The organism is Actinomadura decatromicini, assembly GCF_008121305.1.
In the GTDB taxonomy this organism is placed as follows: domain Bacteria; phylum Actinomycetota; class Actinomycetes; order Streptosporangiales; family Streptosporangiaceae; genus Spirillospora; species Spirillospora syzygii.
The window spans coordinates 352,979-370,598 of sequence record NZ_VSRQ01000005.1; the positions used below are offsets into that span (position 1 = coordinate 352,979).

Sequence of the window (17,620 nt, forward strand, 5' to 3'; positions counted from 1 at the left end):
ACGCCGGAGGCCGGGCGGCGCGGACGGGCGGGCGGCGGGGCCGGACCGGCGGCCCGGCGGTCCGGTCAGCGGACCGCGCGCCATGCGGGCGCCCGGCGGCCGGTCCTACGGTGAGGGCGTGATGACCACGGTGAACGCGTCCAGGGCGCTCGTGCTGACCGAGTTCGGATCGACGCCGCGCGTCGAGACCCGTCCGGTCCCGCCGCCCGGGGACGGGGAGACGCTCGTCCGGATCGGCGCCGCGCAGGTCGGGCACCTCGACCTCAACATCGTGGACGGCCGGTTCGGCATCCTGCCGGCGCTGCCGTTCGTGCCCGGCACCGAGGCGTGCGGGACGGTCGTCGCGTCCGGCGCCCACCCGGTGGGCGCGCTCGTCCGGGTGCGCGGCGCCGGGCTCGGGCTGCGCCGGGACGGCGGCTGGGCCGAGCACGCCGTCGTGCCGGACAAGGCGGTCGTCGCCGTGCCGGACGGCGTCGACCCGGTGCTGGCCTGCTGCTTCTTCTCGCCCGCCGCCACGGCGTGGGCCGCGCTGCACGACGTCGCGGCGATCGAGGCGGGGGAGCGCGTCGTCGTGACCGGCGCGGCCGGGGCGGTCGGGTCGCTGGCCGTGCAGCTCGCGGTGCGGGCCGAGGCCGAGGTGATCGGCGTCGTCGGACGGCCCGGCAAGCTGGCGCACGTCCCGTCCGGGGCGCGGGCCGTCCTCGCCGCCGACCTGGCGGACCGCGACGCGCTCGGCGGCCCCGTCGACGCGCTGGTCGACACCGTGGGCGGGCCGGTGCTGGCGAACGGGCTCGGGCACGTCCGGCCGGGCGGCCGCGCCGCGCTCGTCGGGTACACCGCCGGTCGCGAGTTCACCGTCGACCTGGCCGACTTCCTGCTGGCCGACGTCTCGCTGCTGCCGGTCAACCTGATGGTGCGCGGCGGCGCGCTCGGCGAGGTCGGCGACCGGCTGCTGAAGGAGATCGCCGCCGGGGAGCTGAGCCTGCCCGTCGAGCGGTACGGGCTCGACCGGCTCGGGGAGGCCGTCGAGCGGCTGCGCACCGGCGCGGCCATCGGCAAGGTCGCCCTGACCATGCCCTGACCTCAAGAACTCCGGGCGACGACGGCGTGGCCGCGGCAGCAGACGGTGCCGTCGCCGCGCCGCTCCTCCAGGTCGAGGACGATCTCGTCCGGGCCGACCTCCCGGACGGTCCCGGTGACGGTCAGCCGGTCCCCGGCGCACGCGGGCGCGCGGTTCAGCCAGCCGACCGCGCGCACCGCCGCCGGGTCGCCGCCCGCGAACTCCGCCGCCGCGCGGTGGAACAGGCAGCCGTGCAACTGGGCCATCACGACCGGCCCGTCGAGTCCCTCGGAGCGGGCGAACCCGGCGTCGTAGTGGATCCGGTGCGCGTTCCGCGTCACCGCGCCGAACCGCAGCAGCCGGACCGCGTCGGGCGCGGACCGCACGGGCGTCACGTCCTGTCCCGGGACGGGTGCGTGCTCGCTCATCGGACGATGAACCTTTCCGTGACCTCGACGAGCACGCCGCGCTCCGGCGTCCCGTACGTCTTCTCGACGGTCAGCAGGACGAAGCCCGCCCCCCGCCCCTTCCGCTCGACGGAGACGAGCGTCCGGCGGACCTCGACGTCGTCGCCCACGCGAACCGCGCCCGTCCAGCGGACGTCCTGGCCACCGGCCATGAGAGAGACGTCGAGGCCGTCCGTGCCGGGGACCTCGTCGCGGTACATGCCGTCCGGGCGGAACTCCGCGTCGTCCGCGCCGGGCGCGCCGCGCAGCAGGCTGACGACGTACATCGGATGGACGGCGAACTCCGGGTGGTCCGGGTCGACGAGGCGCGGCGCGTCCTCCCCGGCGGCCCGCGCGAACTCGGCGGCGGCGTCGGCGCGTACGACGCCGAGCGACCGGCGCTCCACCCGTCCGACCAGGGCGCGGGCCCGCTTCTCGGCGAGGTCCACGCCCGTGTGGGACGCCTCCGGTTCCACCTGCCACCTCCATCGGGTCGTCCGGAAACGCACCATACGCACGGGTCCGATCCGCGGTAAGGGACGGGGACCGCTCAGCGGACCGCCGCCCTTCCAGCGCCCGCGCCCGCCGGTGATGATCCGTGGATGGACACCAAGCCGGGCCCCGAGGGCCTTTACGCCGAGGCAGACGGCGTGAAATACCACTACACGAGAATGGGTTCGGGCGCCCCGACGATTTTCCTGCACGGCGGCGGTCCGGGCTGCACGGCCTGGACGGACTTCGGCGCCGTCGCGCCAATGTTCGCGCGCGACCGGGACTGCTTCCTGGTCGACATCCTCCAGTACGGCCGGTCGGAGAAATGCGTTATCACCGGGCCGATGTGGGACTTCCACGCCGCCAAGACGATCGCGCTCATGGACACCCTGGAAATCGGCCGCGCCGACTTCGTGTGCAATTCCTGGGGCGGCACGATCGCGCTGAACCTGGCGGCGAAGTACCCGGAGCGGGTGCGGTCCCTGGTCGTCACGGGCAGCATGCCGGTGTTCTACGGGCCGCTCGCCCCGCTGCCGGAGGGCGGCCGGCGCGGCCGCAACGCCCGCGACGCCTACTACGGCGGGACGGGCCCGTCCTGGGAGAAGATGCGCGACCTGATCGCGCGGCTGGAGTGGTACGACGCGGAGGCCCTCCCGGACGAGACCGTCACGCTGCGCTACGAGCAGAGCCTCGACCCCGAGGAGATGGCGCTCGCCGCGTCCTCGGACAACCCGCGCGGCGACTGGCAGGACCTCACCGAGGAACTGGGCCGCGTCATCGCGCCCGTCCTGTTCGCGTGGGGCATGTACGACGCGTTCCTGACGCCCGACTATCCGCTGATGCTGGCCCGCATGGTGCCGCGCGGACACCTCTACGTCATGGACTACGCCTCGCACCACTTGCAGGAGGAGCGTCCGCACGACTTCTACTCGGTCGTGACCGGCTTCCTGAACCAGCGCCACGACGACTGACCTGACAGGACGCGGCGGGACGGGCCGGGCCCGTCCCGCCGCGCACTTGTCTTCAGGAAAGGGCGGGACGGTCGACGATCTGGAAGCCGCCCGTCTCGCGCTCGATCGCGGCGCACGCGGCGAGCACCAGGTCCTCCCGCCAGCACTGCGCGATGACCTGCACCCCGATCGGCAGGCCGCCCTCGACCCCGGCCGGGACGGACGCCGACGGCAGCCCGGCGACGCTGTAGGTGTGGGTGTAGTTGAACCCCTCGTACCGGCCGTAGTCGGCGGCGGCGACGCCCTGCGGCGGCTCGCCGTGCCGGGGCGCGGGCCCGGCGGCGACCGGGGCGAGCACGACGTCGTAGCCGTCGATCCACCGCCGCACCCGTGACCGCAGGCCGAACATCCGGTCGAGCAGCGCGAAGTAGTCCCCGGCGGACGTCGAGCTGCCGTGCCGCGGGTTGTCCAGCAGGTCGAGGAACTGCTCGGTGTGGTCGTCCGGCGCGTCCCCGACCAGGGCGCGGACGCCGTCGCCGCCGTCCGCCGCGAGGGCGGAGAAGAACAGCTCGGTCGCCTCGGTGACGGCGGGCGGCTCGACCCGGACGACCGCGGCCCCGGCCTTCTCCAGGATCCCGGCGGCGCGGCGGACGGCCGCGACGGTCGCGTCCGACGGGTGGGCGAGGCCGTCCTCGACGTACCAGCCGACGCGCAGGCCCGCGACGTCGACCGCCGACCAGTCGCGCAGCGGCACCGGATGCGCGAACGGGTCCGCGAGGTCCGGTCCGTGGATCACGTCGAGGAGCAGCGCGATGTCGGCGGTGGAGCGTCCCATCGGGCCGACGCAGGTGATGTCGAGGGTCGGGCCGGAGCGCTTGTCGGGCCAGCTCCCCGTCGCGGGGACGCGCCCGGTCGTGGGCCGCAGCCCGACGAGCCCGCAGTAGTGGCTCGGCACCCGGACGGAGCCGCCACCGTCCGTGCCGACGCCGAGCGGGGACGCGTCCGCGCCGATGACCGCCGCCTCCCCGCCGCTGGACCCGCCCGGCGTCCGCGCCGCGTCGAGCGGATGGTTCGTCCGCCCGTACACCTTGTTGTCGGTCTCGTAGGACGAGCCCAGCTCCGGCAGGTTCGTCTTGCCGAGGATCACGCCCCCGGCCCGCTTGATCCGCTCGACGACCACGGCGTCCGCCCGGGGCACGTCCTTGCGGGCGCGCGACCCGGCCCGGCAGGGCAGGCCCGCGACGTCCAGGCAGTCCTTGATCGTGACGGGCAGGCCGAGCAGCGGGCCGTCCTCGCCGCGGCTGCGGCGCTCGTCGGCGTCCCGTGCCGCCGCCCGGACGGCGTCCGCGTCGAGCGCGACCACGGCGTTGAGGCGGGGGTTCACGGCGCCGACGCGGGCGAGGTAGTGCTCGGCCAGCTCGACCGCCGAGATCTCCCCCCGCCCCATCCGGGCCAGCCATTCCTTGGCCGTGGGCTGCATGCGTTAACTCCTTCCGCCGGTTCGGTGCATGGTCGCGCACGCGGCGCGCCCGGCGGGAGGGCGGCGGTCCGCTGTCCGAACCGGCCCCGGCGCCCGGACCAGGACCGGCCGGTGATCAGCGGGTTCGCGGCGGCGAACCAGGTTCGGCCCGCGGTCCGCTCAGCGAGACGTGCGGGTGGCATCCGGAGTGTGACCTGAACAACCTTGCTGCCACTCGCAGGGGCAGGCGGCAGGAGGTTCGGATGAGCTCAGCGACACAGGCGCCTTCTCCGAAGGTGAGGCCACCGGAGGAGCGCGCCGCGCGTCGCCTGACGCCGCCCCCGCTCGTGCTCTTCCTCGGGACGCGGCTGCTGCGCGGCGTCCTCGTCATGTTCCTGCTGTCGATCATCGCGTTCGGGCTCGTCCACATGCTGCCGGGCAACTCGGTGGACCTGCTCGCGGGCCCCTACAGCACCCCGGAGACCCGCGCCCAGCTGACCCGCGACCTCGGCCTGGACGGCCCGCTCATCGAGCAGTACACGCACTGGCTCGCGAACGTCCTGCGCGGCGACTTCGGCATCTCGGTCTTCAACGGCCAGCCCGTCCGGACGCTGATCGCCGACCGGCTGCCGAACACGCTCGAACTCGCCATCGCCGCCACGATCGTCTCCATCGCCTGGGGCGTGCCGTTCGGGGCGATCGCGGCGATGAAGCGCGGCCGGTTCTTCGACCGGGTCGCGCGGAGCGCCACGTTCCTCGGCCTGGCGACGCCGGTCTTCGCGTTCGGCGTCGCGCTGGTGCTGTTCGCGTCGATGGTCGTGCCGTCCTGGCCGACGCTCGGCTGGGCCCCGTTCACGGCGGACCCGGTGCGGAACGTCCAGGCGCTGGTCCTTCCGGCGCTGGCGCTCGGCCTGCCGCTCGGCTCGACGATCTGCCGGTACATGCGGGCGTCGATGCTGGAGGTCTACGAGCAGGACTACATGCGGACCGCGCTCGCGACCGGCGCCACCCGGCTCCAGGCGACGGTCCGGCACGGGCTGCGGAACGCGTCCGGGCCGGTCGTCACCATCGCCGGGCTCCAGCTCGCGGGGATGGTCGGGCAGTCGATCCTCATCGAGAACGTCTTCGCGATCCCCGGCATCGGGCAGCTCACCGTCACCTCGATCCTGCAGAAGGACTACGCCGCCGCGCAGGCGTGCATCCTCCTGCTCGGCGGCGTCTTCGTCGTGATGAACCTCGTGGTCGACCTCTTCTATCCGCTGATCAACCCCAAGGTAGGTGGGCTGCGATGAGTGACATCGTCACGGTGGAGGACGTCCCGGCCTCCAAGGACGGACCCGCCGGGCGGTCGCTGCGGCCCGTGCTGCGCTCGCGGGCCGGGATCATCGCCGGGGTGCTGATCCTGCTGGCCCTGGTCGGCATGTCCTACCTGGTCGGCGTGCTGCGCCCGTATTCGCCGACGGAGGTCGCGGGCGACCCGTTCACCGGGCTCGACGGCACGCACTGGATGGGCACCGACGACCTCGGCCGCGACTACTTCGTCCGGCTGTGCATCGCCGGGCGGACGTCGCTGTCGATCGCCGTGTTCAGCGCCCTGCTCGCCCTGGTCGTCGGGTCCATGATCGGGCTCGCCGCCGGGCTCCAGGGCGGACGGCTGGACGCGCTGCTCATGGCGGCGGTCGACCTGCTGCTGTCGTTCCCGTCGATCCTGCTCGCGCTGGCCGCCATCACGGTGTTCTCGCCCACCCGCAAGACGCTGATCATCGTCCTCGCGGTGGTGTCGATCCCGCAGTTCGCGCGGGTGGTGCGGGCGCGCTGCCTCGAATTGCGGGAACGGGAGTTCATTCTTTCCGCCCGCATTTCCGGGGTGCGCGCCCCGGTCATCGCGGTCAAGCATCTTCTGCCCAATGTCTTTCCCTTGATGATGGTGCAGCTCGCCAATACGGCGGCGATCGTCATCCTGCTGGAATCGTCGTTGAGCTACCTCGGCCTAGGTGTGCAGCCGCCGACCCCGAGCTGGGGCCGGATGATCTTCGAATCGCAGAACTACATGGCCGACTCGCCCTGGCTTCCGCTGGGTCCGGCGGGTGCGCTGCTGCTCTCGTCCATCGGCTGGAGCCTGATCGGCGAGGGGTTCTCCGTCTCCCGCCGCTCGGTCGTCTGACCATTCTCAAGAAGAAGGAAGGCATCACTATGGCGGGCAAACGCATGGGAAGAGGCATGCTCGGCGCCCTGGCGCTCAGCACCGCGGCGACGCTGGCCGTCGCCGGGTGCAGCGGCTCCGGGTCGTCGTCGTCCGGATCGTCCGGGACGGCGGCGCGCGACGGCGCCCTGGTCGTCGCCGACGACAGCCAGCCGCTCAGCGGCCTCGACCCGATCATGGCCCAGGCGTTCAACGCCAAGCGCATGGTCGCGCAGTTCTACGAGGGCCTCCTCGCCCTCGACACCGACACGACGACGCTGAAGCCGGCGGTCGCGGAGTCGTGGAAGCAGGTGTCCCCGACCGAGTACGAGTTCACGCTGCGCAAGGGCGTCACGTTCCACGACGGGACGCCGGTGAAGGCGAGCGACGTCGTGTTCAGCCTCAAGCGGATCGTCGACCCGAAGACGCACTCGCCGTACGTCTCGCTCTACAGCTTCAAGGACGTCAAGGCGGTCGGCGAGGACAAGGTCACCATCACGCTCAAGGCGCCGCAGGCGTCGCTGCTGCACCTGCTCGCCCAGCCGTGGAGCGCCGGGATCGTCAGCGAGCAGTGGACGAAGTCCAAGTCGGAGAACGAGCGCAAGACCCAGGAGAACGGCACCGGCCCGTACAAGCTGGCCGCGTACCAGGAGGGCTCGCTCATCAAGACGGTGAAGTTCGCCGGGTACTGGGACAAACCCAAGCCCGGGTTCGACGCCATCGACTACCGGCTCATCCCGGACGAGTCCACCCGCGTCCAGGCCCTCCAGTCCGGCTCGGTCGACATGACGCAGGTGAAGCTGCCGAAGAACGTCGAGGCGCTGAAGCGGCGCGGCATCAACGTGGGCCCGACGCACAACGTCGGGTCCTACTGGCTCGGCATGAACGCGACGCAGGGCCCGCTCGCGAACGAGAAGGTGCGCAAGGCGGTCAGCGTCGGCATCGACCGTCAGCAGCTCATCAAGATCGGCTCGCAGGGCGTCGGGGAGCTCGCGGGCGTCGTCCCGCCCGCCGACCCGCTGGGCGCCGCCGCCACGGCCGACTTCCCGAACTACACCTACAACCAGGCCGAGGCGAAGAAGCTGCTGGCCGAGTCGGGCGCGAAGGACGTCAAGCTGACGATGGCCCTCCAGTCGGAGATCCCGCAGATCCTGCCGACGGCCCAGCTCATGAAGCAGCAGCTCTCCCAGATCGGCATCGAGCTGGAGATCAAGCAGCTCCCGTTCGGGCAGCTCGTCGGCAACCTGCTGTCCGGCAAGTGGAACGCGGACATGATCCAGCTCACCGCCGCCCTCAACGCCGACGCCAGCCAGTACCTCGCGCTGTGGTTCGCCAAGGGCATCCCGTCCACGAAGATCAACGACCCGAAGCTGTGGCAGATGATGTCGGACGCCGTCACGAAGGCGAAGGACGACGCCGAGCGCAAGCGGATGTACGCGGAGATCAACCGGTACGTCGCGGAGCGCGTGTACATGGTCGTCCCGTACGCGTCCCCGATCGCCTACGACGCGTGGGGCCCGAAGATCAAGAAGTTCGACGCGGACCCGTCCGGCACGCGCATCTTCCTGAAGAACTCCTGACCGGCCGAGGAGAGGCATGAAGGGCAGACCTGCGGCGGACACGGCGGCCCCGGACGGCGCGGACGGCGACCCGTCCGGCCCGGTCCTCGCGATCCGCAACCTGACCATCGGGTACGGGACCGGGACGCCGAGCGTCCGGGGCGTGGACCTCAGCGTGCGGAGCGGCGAGATCGTCGGGCTGATCGGGGAGAGCGGCAGCGGCAAGAGCTCGGTCGCGCTCGGCTGCCTCGGGCTGCTGCCGAAGGCCGCCGCCGTGACCGCGGACGAGCTGACGATCTGCGGCACCGACGTCCTCGCGGCGGACGAGCGGACGCTGACGCGGATGCGCGGCGACTCCGTCGCGATGGTCTTCCAGGACGCCATGGGCGCGCTCGACCCGAGCATGCGGATCGGGAACCAGATCGCGGAGGTCGTCACCCGGCACCGCGGGGTGAAGCGGGCGGAGGCGCGGGCCGTCGTCCGGGAGCTGCTGGACAAGGTCGGCGTCCCCGAGCCGGACCGGCGGGCCCGGCAGTACCCGCACCAGCTCTCCGGCGGTCTCCGGCAGCGCGCGGCGGTCGCGCTCGCGCTGGCCGGGGACCCGGCGCTGCTGCTCGCGGACGAGCCGACGACGGCGCTCGACGTCACCGTCCAGGCCGGGATCCTGGAGCTGTTCCGGACGGTCCGCGACGAGTTCGGCGTCGGCATCGTGCTCATCTCGCACGACATCGGGGTGATCGCCCAGACGGCGGACCGGGTCGCGGTCATGCTCGACGGGGAGATCGTCGAGCACGGCGGCGTCGAGGAGGTGCTGCTGGAGCCGAAGACGGAGTACACGCGGATGCTGCTGCGCTCCGTCCCGCAGCTCGACCGGCCGCGCGAGGAGACGGAGTCGCGCCCGGCCGCCGGGAAGCCGCTCTACGTCGTGGACGACGTGAGCCGCACCTACCGGTCGCGCGGACGCCTGATCCACGCGGTCCAGGGCGTGTCGCTCGACGTCCGGGAGGGGGAGGTGCTCGGGGTCGTCGGCGAGTCCGGATCGGGGAAGAGCACGCTGGCGAAGATGCTCGTCCACCTCGAACGGCCGGACTCCGGACGGCTGACGATGAGCGACCCCGGCGGCTCGGCGGCGGGCGGCGGCGGACGGGTCGGCAGGCTCCGCCGCCGGGTGCAGATGGTCTTCCAGCACCCGGCGGGGTCGCTGAACCCGAGGCTGCGCGTCGGGACGTCCGTGCGGGAGCCGCTCGCGGCGTCCGACACGGGCGCGAAGGCCGCCGCCGAGCGGGTGCGGGAGGTGCTCCGCGAGGTCGGCCTGCCCGAGGACAGCGCCGCCCGGCTGCCGGACGAGTTCTCCGGCGGCCAGAAGCAGCGCATCGCCATCGCCCGCGCCATCGTCGGGGACCCGAGGGTCGTCGTGCTGGACGAGCCGACGTCCGCGCTCGACGTGTCCGTCCAGGCGCAGGTGCTCGACCTGCTCTCGAAGATCCAGCGCGCCGAGAACCTGACGTACGTCTTCATCTCGCACGACCTGGCCGTGGTGCGGGCGATCAGCGACCGGGTCGCGGTGATGTACGCGGGACGCCTCGTCGAGCTGGCGGACGCGGCGAGCCTGTTCGCGGCGCCCGCGCACTGGTACACGCGGGAGCTGCTGGCGGCGATGCCGTCGCCGGATCCGCGGGACCGTCCGGAGCGTCCCGAGCGGCGGCCGCGGTCCGGGCAGGTGGAGTCCGGCCAGGCGGAGGAGGCGGCGACCCCGGCCGGGTGCGCGTTCGCGGCACGCTGCCCTGCGGCCGAGGACAACTGCCGGACGGTCCGCCCCGAGCCCGTCGAGCTGGAACCGGGCCGCGTGGTCGCCTGCCACCACCCCGCCGCCGACGGGACGGAGGGACGATGACCGATCTCGTGGACGTCGACGCCGTCGGCCAGGCCGAACTGGTGCGCCGGGGCGAGGCGACGCCGGAGGAGCTCGTCCAGGCGGCCATCGAGCGGATCGAGGCGACCGACGCGCAGGTCAACGCGGTCGTCCACCGCCGCTACGAGCGGGCGCTCGACGCCGCCCGGGAGACCGCGCCGGGCGCGCCGTTCGCCGGTGTCCCGATGCTGGTCAAGGCGCTGAACGACAGCGCGGGCGACCCGGCGGACCTCGGCTCGGCCTGGGTCGCCCGGTCCGGCCGGACGGCGCGCGAGGACTCGGCGATCAACCGCCGTCTCACCGGTGCGGGCTTCATCGTGGTCGGGCAGACGTCCACGCCGGAGTTCGGGCTCGTGTCCGTCAGCGAGAGCGAGGTGCACGGGATCACGCGCAACCCGTGGCGGCTCGACCTGACGTCCGGCGGCTCGTCGGGCGGGGCGTCGGCGGCCGTCGCGGCGGGCATGGTGCCCGCCGCGCAGGGCGGTGACGGCGGCGGCTCGATCCGGATGCCCGCCGCGTTCTGCCACCTCGTCGGGCTCAAGCCGAGCGACGGGCGGATCAGCGCGGGGCCGGGCGTCCCGAGCCGGTGGGGACACAGCGTCCCGGCGGTGGTGACGCGGACCGTCCGGGACACGGCGGCCATTCTCGACGCGGTCAGCGGCGGAGCGCCCGGAGACACCGGGCAGCCCCCAGCCCTCCCGGACGGCGGCCTCGCCGGGCTCGTCGGACGCGATCCCGGCCCCCTCCGCATCGGGGTGCTGTCATACGCTCCGGAGCACGCGCCGCAGGTCGTCCCGGTGGTACGCGACGCCGTCCTGGACATGGCGAACCTGCTCGACGGGCTCGGACACCGCGTCGAGGAGTCCCACCCCGACGCGCTCATGGACCCGCTGTGCCTGCCGATGTTCTTCGACGCGCTGAGCGTGACGGCCGCGCAGGACGTCGACGCCCTCGCCGCTGAGCTCGGGGCCGAACCCGGCCCGTCCGACCTCGACGAGATCACCTGGTTCTGGGTGAAGCGGGGCCGCGAGATCACCGGTCTCGAACTGGCCGGCGCGCTGACCTGGCAGGGACGGCTCCGCGCCCGCATGGCCCGCTGGTGGACGGGCGGCTTCGACCTCCTGTTGAGCCCGGTCTTCGCCACCCCGCCGAAGCCGGTGAGCTGGCCGTGGATCGAGCCGGACGGGATCCAGGCGTCGGTCGACGTCCTGACCTTCACGGCGCCGTTCAACACGACCGGGCAGCCCGCGATCTCCGTCCCGGCGACGGTCACGGACGCCGGGGAGCCGATCGGCGTCCAGCTCGTCGCCGCGTACGGGCGGGAGGACCTCCTCGTCTCGGTCGCGGCGCAGATCGAGTCCGCGCGCCCGTGGGCGCACCTCCGGCCGCCCGTCTTCGCCGGTTGACCTTGCCGGTTGACCTTGCCGGTTATCTAGGAGCCCGCATGCAGATCCGACGCTCGTACGCCGACACCCCGTTCGGTCAGATCCACTTCGCCGAGTGCGGGACCGGCACGCCGGTGCTCTTCCTGCACCAGACGCCCCGCTCCTGGACGGAGTACATCGACGTCCTCCCGCTGGCCGGGCAGCACGTCCGGGCCATCGCGATGGACACGCTCGGGTTCGGGCAGTCCGCCCGCACGTCCCAGACGTTCTCCATCGAGCTGTTCGCCGACGGAGTCGCCGCCCTGCTCGACGCCCTCTCCCTGGAGCGCGTCGCGGTCGTCGGTCACCACACCGGGGCCGTCATCGCGCTGGAGACCGCCGCGCGGTATCCAGCGCGGGTGGACGCGCTCGTCCTGTCGGCGATGCCGCACGTCACGCCGGAGCGGCGGCTGCTCGTCCGGGACCGTCCGCCGATCGACCACGTCGACCCCGAGCCGGACGGCGGCCACCTCACCGAGCTGTGGCGCCGCCGGGGAGCCTTCTATGAGAAGGGCGAGGAGGCCCACCTGACCCGGTGCGTGATCGACGCGCTCGGCGTGATCGACCGCGTCGAGGAAGGGCACGTCGCCGTGAACGAGTATCCGATGGAGAAGCGGATTCCCCTTGTCGCCGCACCGGTCCACCTGATCTGCGGCGCGGGCGACGGCTACTCGATGCCGGACCAGGAGCGGCTCGCGGAACTGCTCGGCGCCACCTTCCGGCTCATCGAAGGGGCCGGGGTGTCGCTCCCGGAGCAGCAGCCCGCCGCGTTCGCCGACGAGGTCGTGAAGTTCGTGACCGCGAGGTGAGTCCCGGGGGCGCGGCGTCCATGGGGCGGCGCGAATGGTCGATCGTCGCCGCGTCGGTGTTCTGCACGGTCTCCGCCGCGGTGCCGCCGTTCCTGGTCGGTGTCCTCGCCATCCACATCCGGGACGACTTCCCCTTCACGTCCGTGCACCTCGCGGTCGTCGTCGCCGTGTACTTCGGGGTGTCAGCGGCCATGTCGATGGCGGCGGGACGGATCGTCCGCCGGTTCGGCGCCCGGCGCTGCGTGCGGACCGCGATGGTCCTCGCCGTCGTGTCGCTCGCGCTGGTGGCGTCCGCGTGGAACTGGCAGACGCTGCTGCTCGCGCAGATCGCCGGGGGCGCGGGCAACTCGATGGTGCAGCCGACCGTCAGCCAGGCGCTCGGCACGGTGATTTCGAGGCGGTTCCGCGGGCTCGCGTTCGGGCTCAACCAGTCGGCGGTGCCGCTCGCCACGCTGGTCGTCGCGCTGCTGATCCCGTTCCTGGCGCTGACCCTCGGCTGGCGCTGGTGCGCGGCCGTCCTCGCGGTCGAGGCGGCGGTGGTCGCGTTCGGCGTCCCGGACGTCCGGGGCCGGGACGCGGGCCGCTCTGGAACGATCCAGACACGTCGCCGCCGTCGCCGGATCGGTGGTTCGCTGCCGCTGCTGATGTGCGGGGCGTCCTTCGCGTCGATGGCGGGGACGAACATCCCGGCGTTCCTCACCAGCTCGGCCGCCGACATGGGGATGACGGCCCGCTCGGCGGCGGCGCTCCAGATGGCGGGCAGCGCCGTGTGCGTCGCGGTCCGCGTCGCCGCCGGATGGTCCGGGAACGGGCGCAGACCCGACTACCTGCGTCCGGCCGCCGTGATGCTGGTCGGCGGCGGCGTCGGCTACGCGTTCCTCGCGAGCGGCTCGGTCGGCCTGTTCACGGCCGGGGCGCTCCTCGCGTTCGGCCTCGGCTGGGGCTGGTCGGGCCTGTTCCACCTCTCGGTCACGCAGCGCTTCGGCGATGACGTCGCCGGGGCCACCGGGGTCGTGCAGGCGGGCGTGTACGTCGGCGCGATGACCGGGCCGCTCGTGTTCGGGGTGGTGTTCGAGCGGCTCGGCGGCGGCGCCGCCTGGACGATCACCTGCGGCATGTCGCTCGTCGCCGCCGCCCTGCTGCTCCTCGCGCAACTCCATCTGTCGCGCGCCGCCCCCGCCACTCCGCATCCACCCGAGAAGGAAGGCACCACGTCATGGGCATGAGCGAAGAACTCGCAGGCATGGACGCGATCGGCCAGGCCGCGCTGGTCAGTGCCGGGGAGGTCACGGCGGCCGAGCTGACCGAGGCCGCGATCGCCCGGATCGAGGCCGTGGACGGACGCATCAACGCCGTCATCCACCGCCGTTTCGACAAGGCGCGCCAGGAGGTCGCGGACGGCCTCCCGGACGGCCCGTTCCACGGCGTCCCGACCCTCCTGAAGGACCTCGGGTGCGAGATGGCGGGGGAGCCGTCGCACTCCGGCAACCGGCTGCTCCGCGACCTCGGCCACCGCGCCACCGAGGACGCGGAGCTGACCAAGTCGGTCAGGCGGGCCGGGTTCGCGATCCTCGGACGCACGAACGTCCCCGAGTTCGGCCTGGTCAACACCACCGAGCCGGTCGCCTACGGCCCGGCACGCAACCCGTGGGACACCGGCCGGTCGACCGGCGGCTCGTCCGGCGGGTCGGCGGCGGCGGTCGCGGCGGGGCTCGTCCCGATCGCGCAGGCCAGCGACGGCGGCGGGTCCATCCGCATGCCCGCGTCGAACTGCGGGCTCTTCGGCCTGAAGCCGAGCCGCGGACGGATCAGCCCGGCGCCGGGCGGCGACAACATGGAGGGCCACACCACCCTCGGGTTCGTGTCGCGGTCGGTGCGCGACACCGCCGCCGCGCTGGATTTCGCCGCCGGTTACCGCACCGGCGACTCGATGGTCGCGCCGCACCGTCCGGACAGCTACCTCGCGCTTACCTCCACCGACCCGGAGCCGCTGCGCATCGGGCTGATGGACGTCCCGGACGTCAACGGCTTCCCCGTGGACGCCGACGTCAACGCGGTCGTCCGCGAGGCGGCCGAATTCCTCTCCGGGCTCGGCCACCGGGTTGAGGTGTCGCACCCCGAGGCGATGACCGACCCCGAGTTCCTTGACCGGTGGCTGCAACTGCTCAGCCCCACCGTCACGGCGATGTTCGAGGACCTGGAGGCGCTCGCGGGACGTCCGCTCGAACGCGGCGACGCCGAGGAGATGGCCTGGTGGTGGCGGGAGCGCGGCACGGAGATCGGCGCGGCCCGGCACATCGCCAACCAGGACTGGCGGGACCGCTTCCGCCGCCGGATGGCCTCCTGGTGGGCGGACGGCGGGTTCGACGTGCTGCTCTCGCCCGTCCTGCCGACGCCCGCGACCCCGCTCGGCTACTTCGACGGCGAGGAGGGGCTGCGCAGGTCGATCCGGATCCTCTGCTTCACGCCGCAGTTCAACATGGTGGGGCAGCCCGCCGCGTCCGTCCCGTTCGGGTTCAGCGCCGACGGCCTGCCGGTGGGAGTCCACCTGGCCGCCGCCTACGGGCGCGAGGACGTCCTCATCCGCCTGGCGGCCCAGATCGAGCGCGCCCGCCCCTGGGCGCGGCAACGGCCCGCGGTATTCGCGGGCTGAGGGGCGCGCGCCTCGCTCAACCGGTCGACCCGGTTCCGCCGGGCTGGGCTTCGTTGGGCCGGGCTTCGTCGGGCTGGGCTTCGTCGGGCTGGGCGGTGCCGAAGTCGTCGGCGGTCATGGGGTCGGTCTCCTGCGCCCAGCGGGCCCAGTCGACCAGCGCCTGGTTGACGCGGACGCCCGCCTCCAGCGCGATCCGCATCGCGCGCGCCTGGCGGCCGGTGCCCCATTCGCCGCGGTCCTTGCTCTCGGCGTAGCCCCGCAGCCGTTGGGCCATCTCGTCGTAGAACCGCTCCTCGCGGGCCAGGTGCGCCTTGAGGTCGTCCGGCTCCATGAGCCAGAAGAAGTAGGAGCGGAACAGCGTCTCCATCCGGAAGGTGTGGTCGACCTCCACCTCGGACAGCCAGCGACGCACCTCGGCTAGGCCCGCGTCCGTGAGCCGGTACGCCTTGCGTCCGCGCGGGCCGTGGCTGTCGACCTCGATGAGGCCCGCGGTCTCCAGCCGGGACAGCTCCATGTAGATCTGCGGATGCCGGGCGGGCCACACCAGGCCGAGGGCCTCGGAGAAGCGGCGCGCCAGGTCGTATCCGCTCGCCGGGCCTTCGGCCAGCAACCCGAGGAGGCCATGGCGCAGCGACATCCGCACACTCCAGCGACGAGATCCGATTCCCTGCCCTGCGCACATCTTGACACATCGGAACACACAGGTAAACGATGACATGTACAAACGAACATGTTCGTCCAATCAGCTGAGGTGATCACATGTCGGGAACGGGTGCGTCGCGGGCGGTCCTGCTGACCGGGGCCAACGGCGGGATCGGCCACGCCACCGCGCGGGCGCTGGCCGAGGAGGGCTTCCAGGTCTTAGCCGGAGTGCGGAGCAACGTCGGGCGGCTCTCCGAGATCCCCGGGGTGCGGGTCCTCCCGCTGGACGTCACCGACCCCGAGAGCATCGAGGAGGCCGTCCGCCAGGTGCGGATCAGCGTGGGCGACGACCTCCACGCCGTGGTCAACAACGCGGGGATCATCGTGCAGGGGCCGTTCGAGCTCGTCCCGGCGGACGAGCTGCGGCGCCAGTTCGAGGTCAACGTGTTCGGCCCTGCCGCCGTGACGCGGGCGTTCCTGCCGATGCTGAGGTCCGGCCGGGGACGGGTCGTCAACCTGACCGCCGCCACCGCGCGGGTGGCGGGCCCGTTCTTCGGCCCGGTCTCGGCGAGCAAGGCGGCGCTCGCCTCGATGTCGGACGCCCTGCGCCTGGAGCTGGCGCACTGGGGCGTCCGCGTCGTCGTGGTCGAACCAGGGCTCACGGACACCGCGATCTTCGCCAAGGCCGCCGCCGCCACCGAGGCGACGGCCGCCGGGCTGCCGCCCGAGCGGGTCGCGATGTACCGGGGGCAGCTCGACGCGGTCAACGCCTCGATGGCGCGGGCGAAGGCGGCGCCGCCGTCGGTCGTCGCGGCGGCCGTCGTCCGCGCGCTGACCGCGGGCAGGCCGAGGCCCCGCTACACCGTCGGACCGGACACGCGGCTGCTCGGCCTGCTCGCCCGCCTCCCGTTGCGGACGCGCGACCGGCTGCTGTCCCGGGCCCTCGGCCTGCACAAGGTCACCCCGGTGAAGGGCGAGCGACCGAGTTAGGCCACCCGGACGCCGCCCGCGAACGGCCGGCCGGCGATCGGGGCGATCTTCACGACGTCGCCGGTCTGCGGCGCGTGCACCATGTCCCCGTTGCCGATGTAGAGGCCCATGTGGTGCAGGTCGCTGTAGAAGAACACCAGGTCGCCGGGCTTGAGCTGGCTCTGCGAGACGCGGGTTCCGGCGGTGAACTGGGCACCGGTGTAGTGGGGGAGGCTGATGCCGACCTGGGCGTAGGCGTAGAGCGTCAGCCCGGAGCAGTCGAAGCCCTTGATGTTGGCGCCCTGCGCGGTGCCGTAGGTCGGCCCGGACGCGCTGCCCCCGCCCCACGAGTACGGGACGCCGCGCTGGCTCAGCGCCGCCGCGACCGCGGCCATGGCCTTCGCCGAAGCACCGCCGGGAGCGACGTTCACGGCCGGACCCGCGCCCGTGCGCGCCCCCGGCCCCACCCCCAGTTTCGCTTCGACCTTCTTCAGCCTGGCCTGCAGGTCCTTGCGCTTCTTCCTCGCTTCCTCGGTGAGTTCGCGGACCTGCTTGGCCCGCGCCTCGGCCGACTTCCGGGCGCGCTCCGCCGCCTGCATCATCTGGAGGAGCTGGGCGATGCGGGCGCCGTCCTGGCGGGCGAAGTAGTTGAGGGTGGCCGACTGGTCCAGCACGGCCTGCGGGTCGCCGGACGAGGCGAACGCGACCGCCGGGTCCGCCGGACCGTTCTTGTAGCTGTCGGCGGCGAGCTGGACGATCCGCGCCCGCGCCTCGTCCAGCGCCTTCTTCTGCCGCGCCGCGTTGCCCTCGGCGACCCTGGCGGCGCGCTGCGCCTGCTGGAGCCGGACCCGCAGCCCGTTGTACTGCTCGCTGAGCTTTTCCGCGTCGTCGGCGAGCTTCTTCTGCTGGGCGGTCAGCTCCTTGCGGGTCGGCTTCGGCTCGGCGACCGCCGCCGGGGGAGCCGCGAGGCTCACGGCGAGGGCGATGGACGCCGTCCACGCCGTGCCCGCGGCGATCCTTCGGCGGGCAGACGTTCCGGAATCGGCAGCGCGACGCTGCATGC

General features: G+C 73.1%; 16 protein-coding genes. 11 read left to right on the forward strand and 5 right to left on the reverse strand.

Going from position 1 to position 17,620, the window contains the following annotated elements; genetic code table 11:
- Positions 1-121: 121 nt before the first annotated feature.
- Positions 122-1,081: a quinone oxidoreductase family protein gene (locus FXF68_RS24360; protein WP_148762991.1), complete on the forward strand. Its 960-nt coding sequence runs from the start codon at positions 122-124 to the stop codon at positions 1,079-1,081.
- Between the two features lie 2 nt (positions 1,082-1,083).
- On the opposite strand, the gene FXF68_RS24365 is transcribed toward FXF68_RS24360, so the two are convergent.
- Positions 1,084-1,488, reverse strand: a complete 405-nt coding sequence (locus FXF68_RS24365; RefSeq protein WP_148762993.1) for a hotdog family protein — start codon at positions 1,486-1,488, stop codon at positions 1,084-1,086.
- Complete coding sequence (locus FXF68_RS24370) at positions 1,485-1,982, reverse strand: FAS1-like dehydratase domain-containing protein (protein WP_222870070.1); 498 nt, start codon at positions 1,980-1,982, stop codon at positions 1,485-1,487. The genes FXF68_RS24365 and FXF68_RS24370 overlap by 4 nt, the downstream gene beginning before the upstream one ends.
- A gap of 126 nt (positions 1,983-2,108) precedes the next feature.
- On the opposite strand from FXF68_RS24370, the gene FXF68_RS24375 reads away from it, so the two are divergent.
- Complete coding sequence (locus tag FXF68_RS24375) at positions 2,109-2,969, forward strand: alpha/beta fold hydrolase (protein WP_148762995.1); 861 nt, start codon at positions 2,109-2,111, stop codon at positions 2,967-2,969.
- Between the two features lie 52 nt (positions 2,970-3,021).
- Here the strand turns inward: FXF68_RS24375 and FXF68_RS24380 are convergent, their stop codons facing one another.
- Positions 3,022-4,428: an amidase gene (locus FXF68_RS24380; RefSeq protein ID WP_148762997.1), complete on the reverse strand. Its 1,407-nt coding sequence runs from the start codon at positions 4,426-4,428 to the stop codon at positions 3,022-3,024.
- A 242-nt stretch (positions 4,429-4,670) separates the two neighbouring features.
- Between FXF68_RS24380 and FXF68_RS24385 the strand changes: the two genes are divergently transcribed.
- The 8 genes from FXF68_RS24385 to FXF68_RS24420 are packed head-to-tail and all read left to right on the forward strand — an operon-like array spanning position 4,671 to position 14,946.
- Complete coding sequence (locus FXF68_RS24385) at positions 4,671-5,699, forward strand: ABC transporter permease (RefSeq protein ID WP_148762999.1); 1,029 nt, start codon at positions 4,671-4,673, stop codon at positions 5,697-5,699.
- The gene (locus tag FXF68_RS24390) at positions 5,696-6,571 is read left to right on the forward strand and encodes an ABC transporter permease (protein ID WP_148763001.1); all 876 of its coding nucleotides are present in this window, start codon (positions 5,696-5,698) and stop codon (positions 6,569-6,571) included. The genes FXF68_RS24385 and FXF68_RS24390 overlap by 4 nt, the downstream gene beginning before the upstream one ends.
- A 44-nt stretch (positions 6,572-6,615) precedes the next feature.
- Positions 6,616-8,169, forward strand: a complete 1,554-nt coding sequence (locus FXF68_RS24395) for an ABC transporter substrate-binding protein (protein ID WP_187438086.1) — start codon at positions 6,616-6,618, stop codon at positions 8,167-8,169.
- A gap of 16 nt (positions 8,170-8,185) precedes the next feature.
- Entirely contained in the window at positions 8,186-10,042 is a 1,857-nt protein-coding gene (locus FXF68_RS24400) for a dipeptide ABC transporter ATP-binding protein (RefSeq protein ID WP_148763005.1), read from the forward strand.
- Positions 10,039-11,466 carry an amidase gene (locus tag FXF68_RS24405; protein ID WP_148763007.1) on the forward strand — a complete coding sequence of 476 codons (1,428 nt, stop codon included), beginning with the start codon at positions 10,039-10,041 and terminating at the stop codon, positions 11,464-11,466. The genes FXF68_RS24400 and FXF68_RS24405 overlap by 4 nt, the downstream gene beginning before the upstream one ends.
- A gap of 38 nt (positions 11,467-11,504) precedes the next feature.
- Positions 11,505-12,293 carry an alpha/beta fold hydrolase gene (locus FXF68_RS24410; protein ID WP_148763010.1) on the forward strand — a complete coding sequence of 263 codons (789 nt, stop codon included), beginning with the start codon at positions 11,505-11,507 and terminating at the stop codon, positions 12,291-12,293.
- Complete coding sequence (locus tag FXF68_RS24415) at positions 12,290-13,519, forward strand: MFS transporter (protein ID WP_148763012.1); 1,230 nt, start codon at positions 12,290-12,292, stop codon at positions 13,517-13,519. Before FXF68_RS24410 ends, FXF68_RS24415 begins: the two co-directional genes overlap by 4 nt.
- Positions 13,516-14,946, forward strand: coding sequence for an amidase (locus FXF68_RS24420; RefSeq protein ID WP_187438087.1), 1,431 nt, complete (start codon positions 13,516-13,518; stop codon positions 14,944-14,946). The genes FXF68_RS24415 and FXF68_RS24420 overlap by 4 nt, the downstream gene beginning before the upstream one ends.
- A gap of 16 nt (positions 14,947-14,962) precedes the next feature.
- On the opposite strand, the gene FXF68_RS24425 is transcribed toward FXF68_RS24420, so the two are convergent.
- The gene (locus tag FXF68_RS24425; protein WP_148763015.1) at positions 14,963-15,583 is read right to left on the reverse strand and encodes a PadR family transcriptional regulator; all 621 of its coding nucleotides are present in this window, start codon (positions 15,581-15,583) and stop codon (positions 14,963-14,965) included.
- Positions 15,584-15,705: 122 nt separating this feature from the next.
- Here FXF68_RS24425 and FXF68_RS24430 point away from each other — a divergent pair, with 122 nt between their 5' ends.
- Entirely contained in the window at positions 15,706-16,578 is an 873-nt protein-coding gene (locus tag FXF68_RS24430; RefSeq protein WP_148763017.1) for an SDR family NAD(P)-dependent oxidoreductase, read from the forward strand.
- Here FXF68_RS24430 and FXF68_RS24435 read toward each other — a convergent pair.
- Positions 16,575-17,618: a C40 family peptidase gene (locus FXF68_RS24435; protein WP_148763019.1), complete on the reverse strand. Its 1,044-nt coding sequence runs from the start codon at positions 17,616-17,618 to the stop codon at positions 16,575-16,577. The two genes, FXF68_RS24430 and FXF68_RS24435, sit on opposite strands and share 4 nt — an antisense overlap.
- Positions 17,619-17,620 lie beyond the last annotated feature (2 nt).

Bases quoted from the DNA above. Each gene is read 5' to 3' on its own strand.
- FXF68_RS24390 (WP_148763001.1), top strand. From the start codon at position 5,696: ATGAGTGACATCGTCACGGTGGAGGACGTCCCGGCCTCCAAGGACGGA.
- FXF68_RS24380 (WP_148762997.1), bottom strand. From the start codon at position 4,428: ATGCAGCCCACGGCCAAGGAATGGCTGGCCCGGATGGGGCGGGGGGAG.
- FXF68_RS24435 (WP_148763019.1), bottom strand. From the start codon at position 17,618: ATGCAGCGTCGCGCTGCCGATTCCGGAACGTCTGCCCGCCGAAGGATC.
- FXF68_RS24400 (WP_148763005.1), top strand. From the start codon at position 8,186: ATGAAGGGCAGACCTGCGGCGGACACGGCGGCCCCGGACGGCGCGGAC.
- FXF68_RS24365 (WP_148762993.1), bottom strand. From the start codon at position 1,488: ATGAGCGAGCACGCACCCGTCCCGGGACAGGACGTGACGCCCGTGCGG.
- FXF68_RS24420 (WP_187438087.1), top strand. From the start codon at position 13,516: ATGAGCGAAGAACTCGCAGGCATGGACGCGATCGGCCAGGCCGCGCTG.
- FXF68_RS24410 (WP_148763010.1), top strand. From the start codon at position 11,505: ATGCAGATCCGACGCTCGTACGCCGACACCCCGTTCGGTCAGATCCAC.
- FXF68_RS24425 (WP_148763015.1), bottom strand. From the start codon at position 15,583: ATGTCGCTGCGCCATGGCCTCCTCGGGTTGCTGGCCGAAGGCCCGGCG.
- FXF68_RS24395 (WP_187438086.1), top strand. From the start codon at position 6,616: ATGGGAAGAGGCATGCTCGGCGCCCTGGCGCTCAGCACCGCGGCGACG.
- FXF68_RS24430 (WP_148763017.1), top strand. From the start codon at position 15,706: ATGTCGGGAACGGGTGCGTCGCGGGCGGTCCTGCTGACCGGGGCCAAC.
- FXF68_RS24385 (WP_148762999.1), top strand. From the start codon at position 4,671: ATGAGCTCAGCGACACAGGCGCCTTCTCCGAAGGTGAGGCCACCGGAG.
- FXF68_RS24360 (WP_148762991.1), top strand. From the start codon at position 122: ATGACCACGGTGAACGCGTCCAGGGCGCTCGTGCTGACCGAGTTCGGA.
- FXF68_RS24375 (WP_148762995.1), top strand. From the start codon at position 2,109: ATGGACACCAAGCCGGGCCCCGAGGGCCTTTACGCCGAGGCAGACGGC.
- FXF68_RS24405 (WP_148763007.1), top strand. From the start codon at position 10,039: ATGACCGATCTCGTGGACGTCGACGCCGTCGGCCAGGCCGAACTGGTG.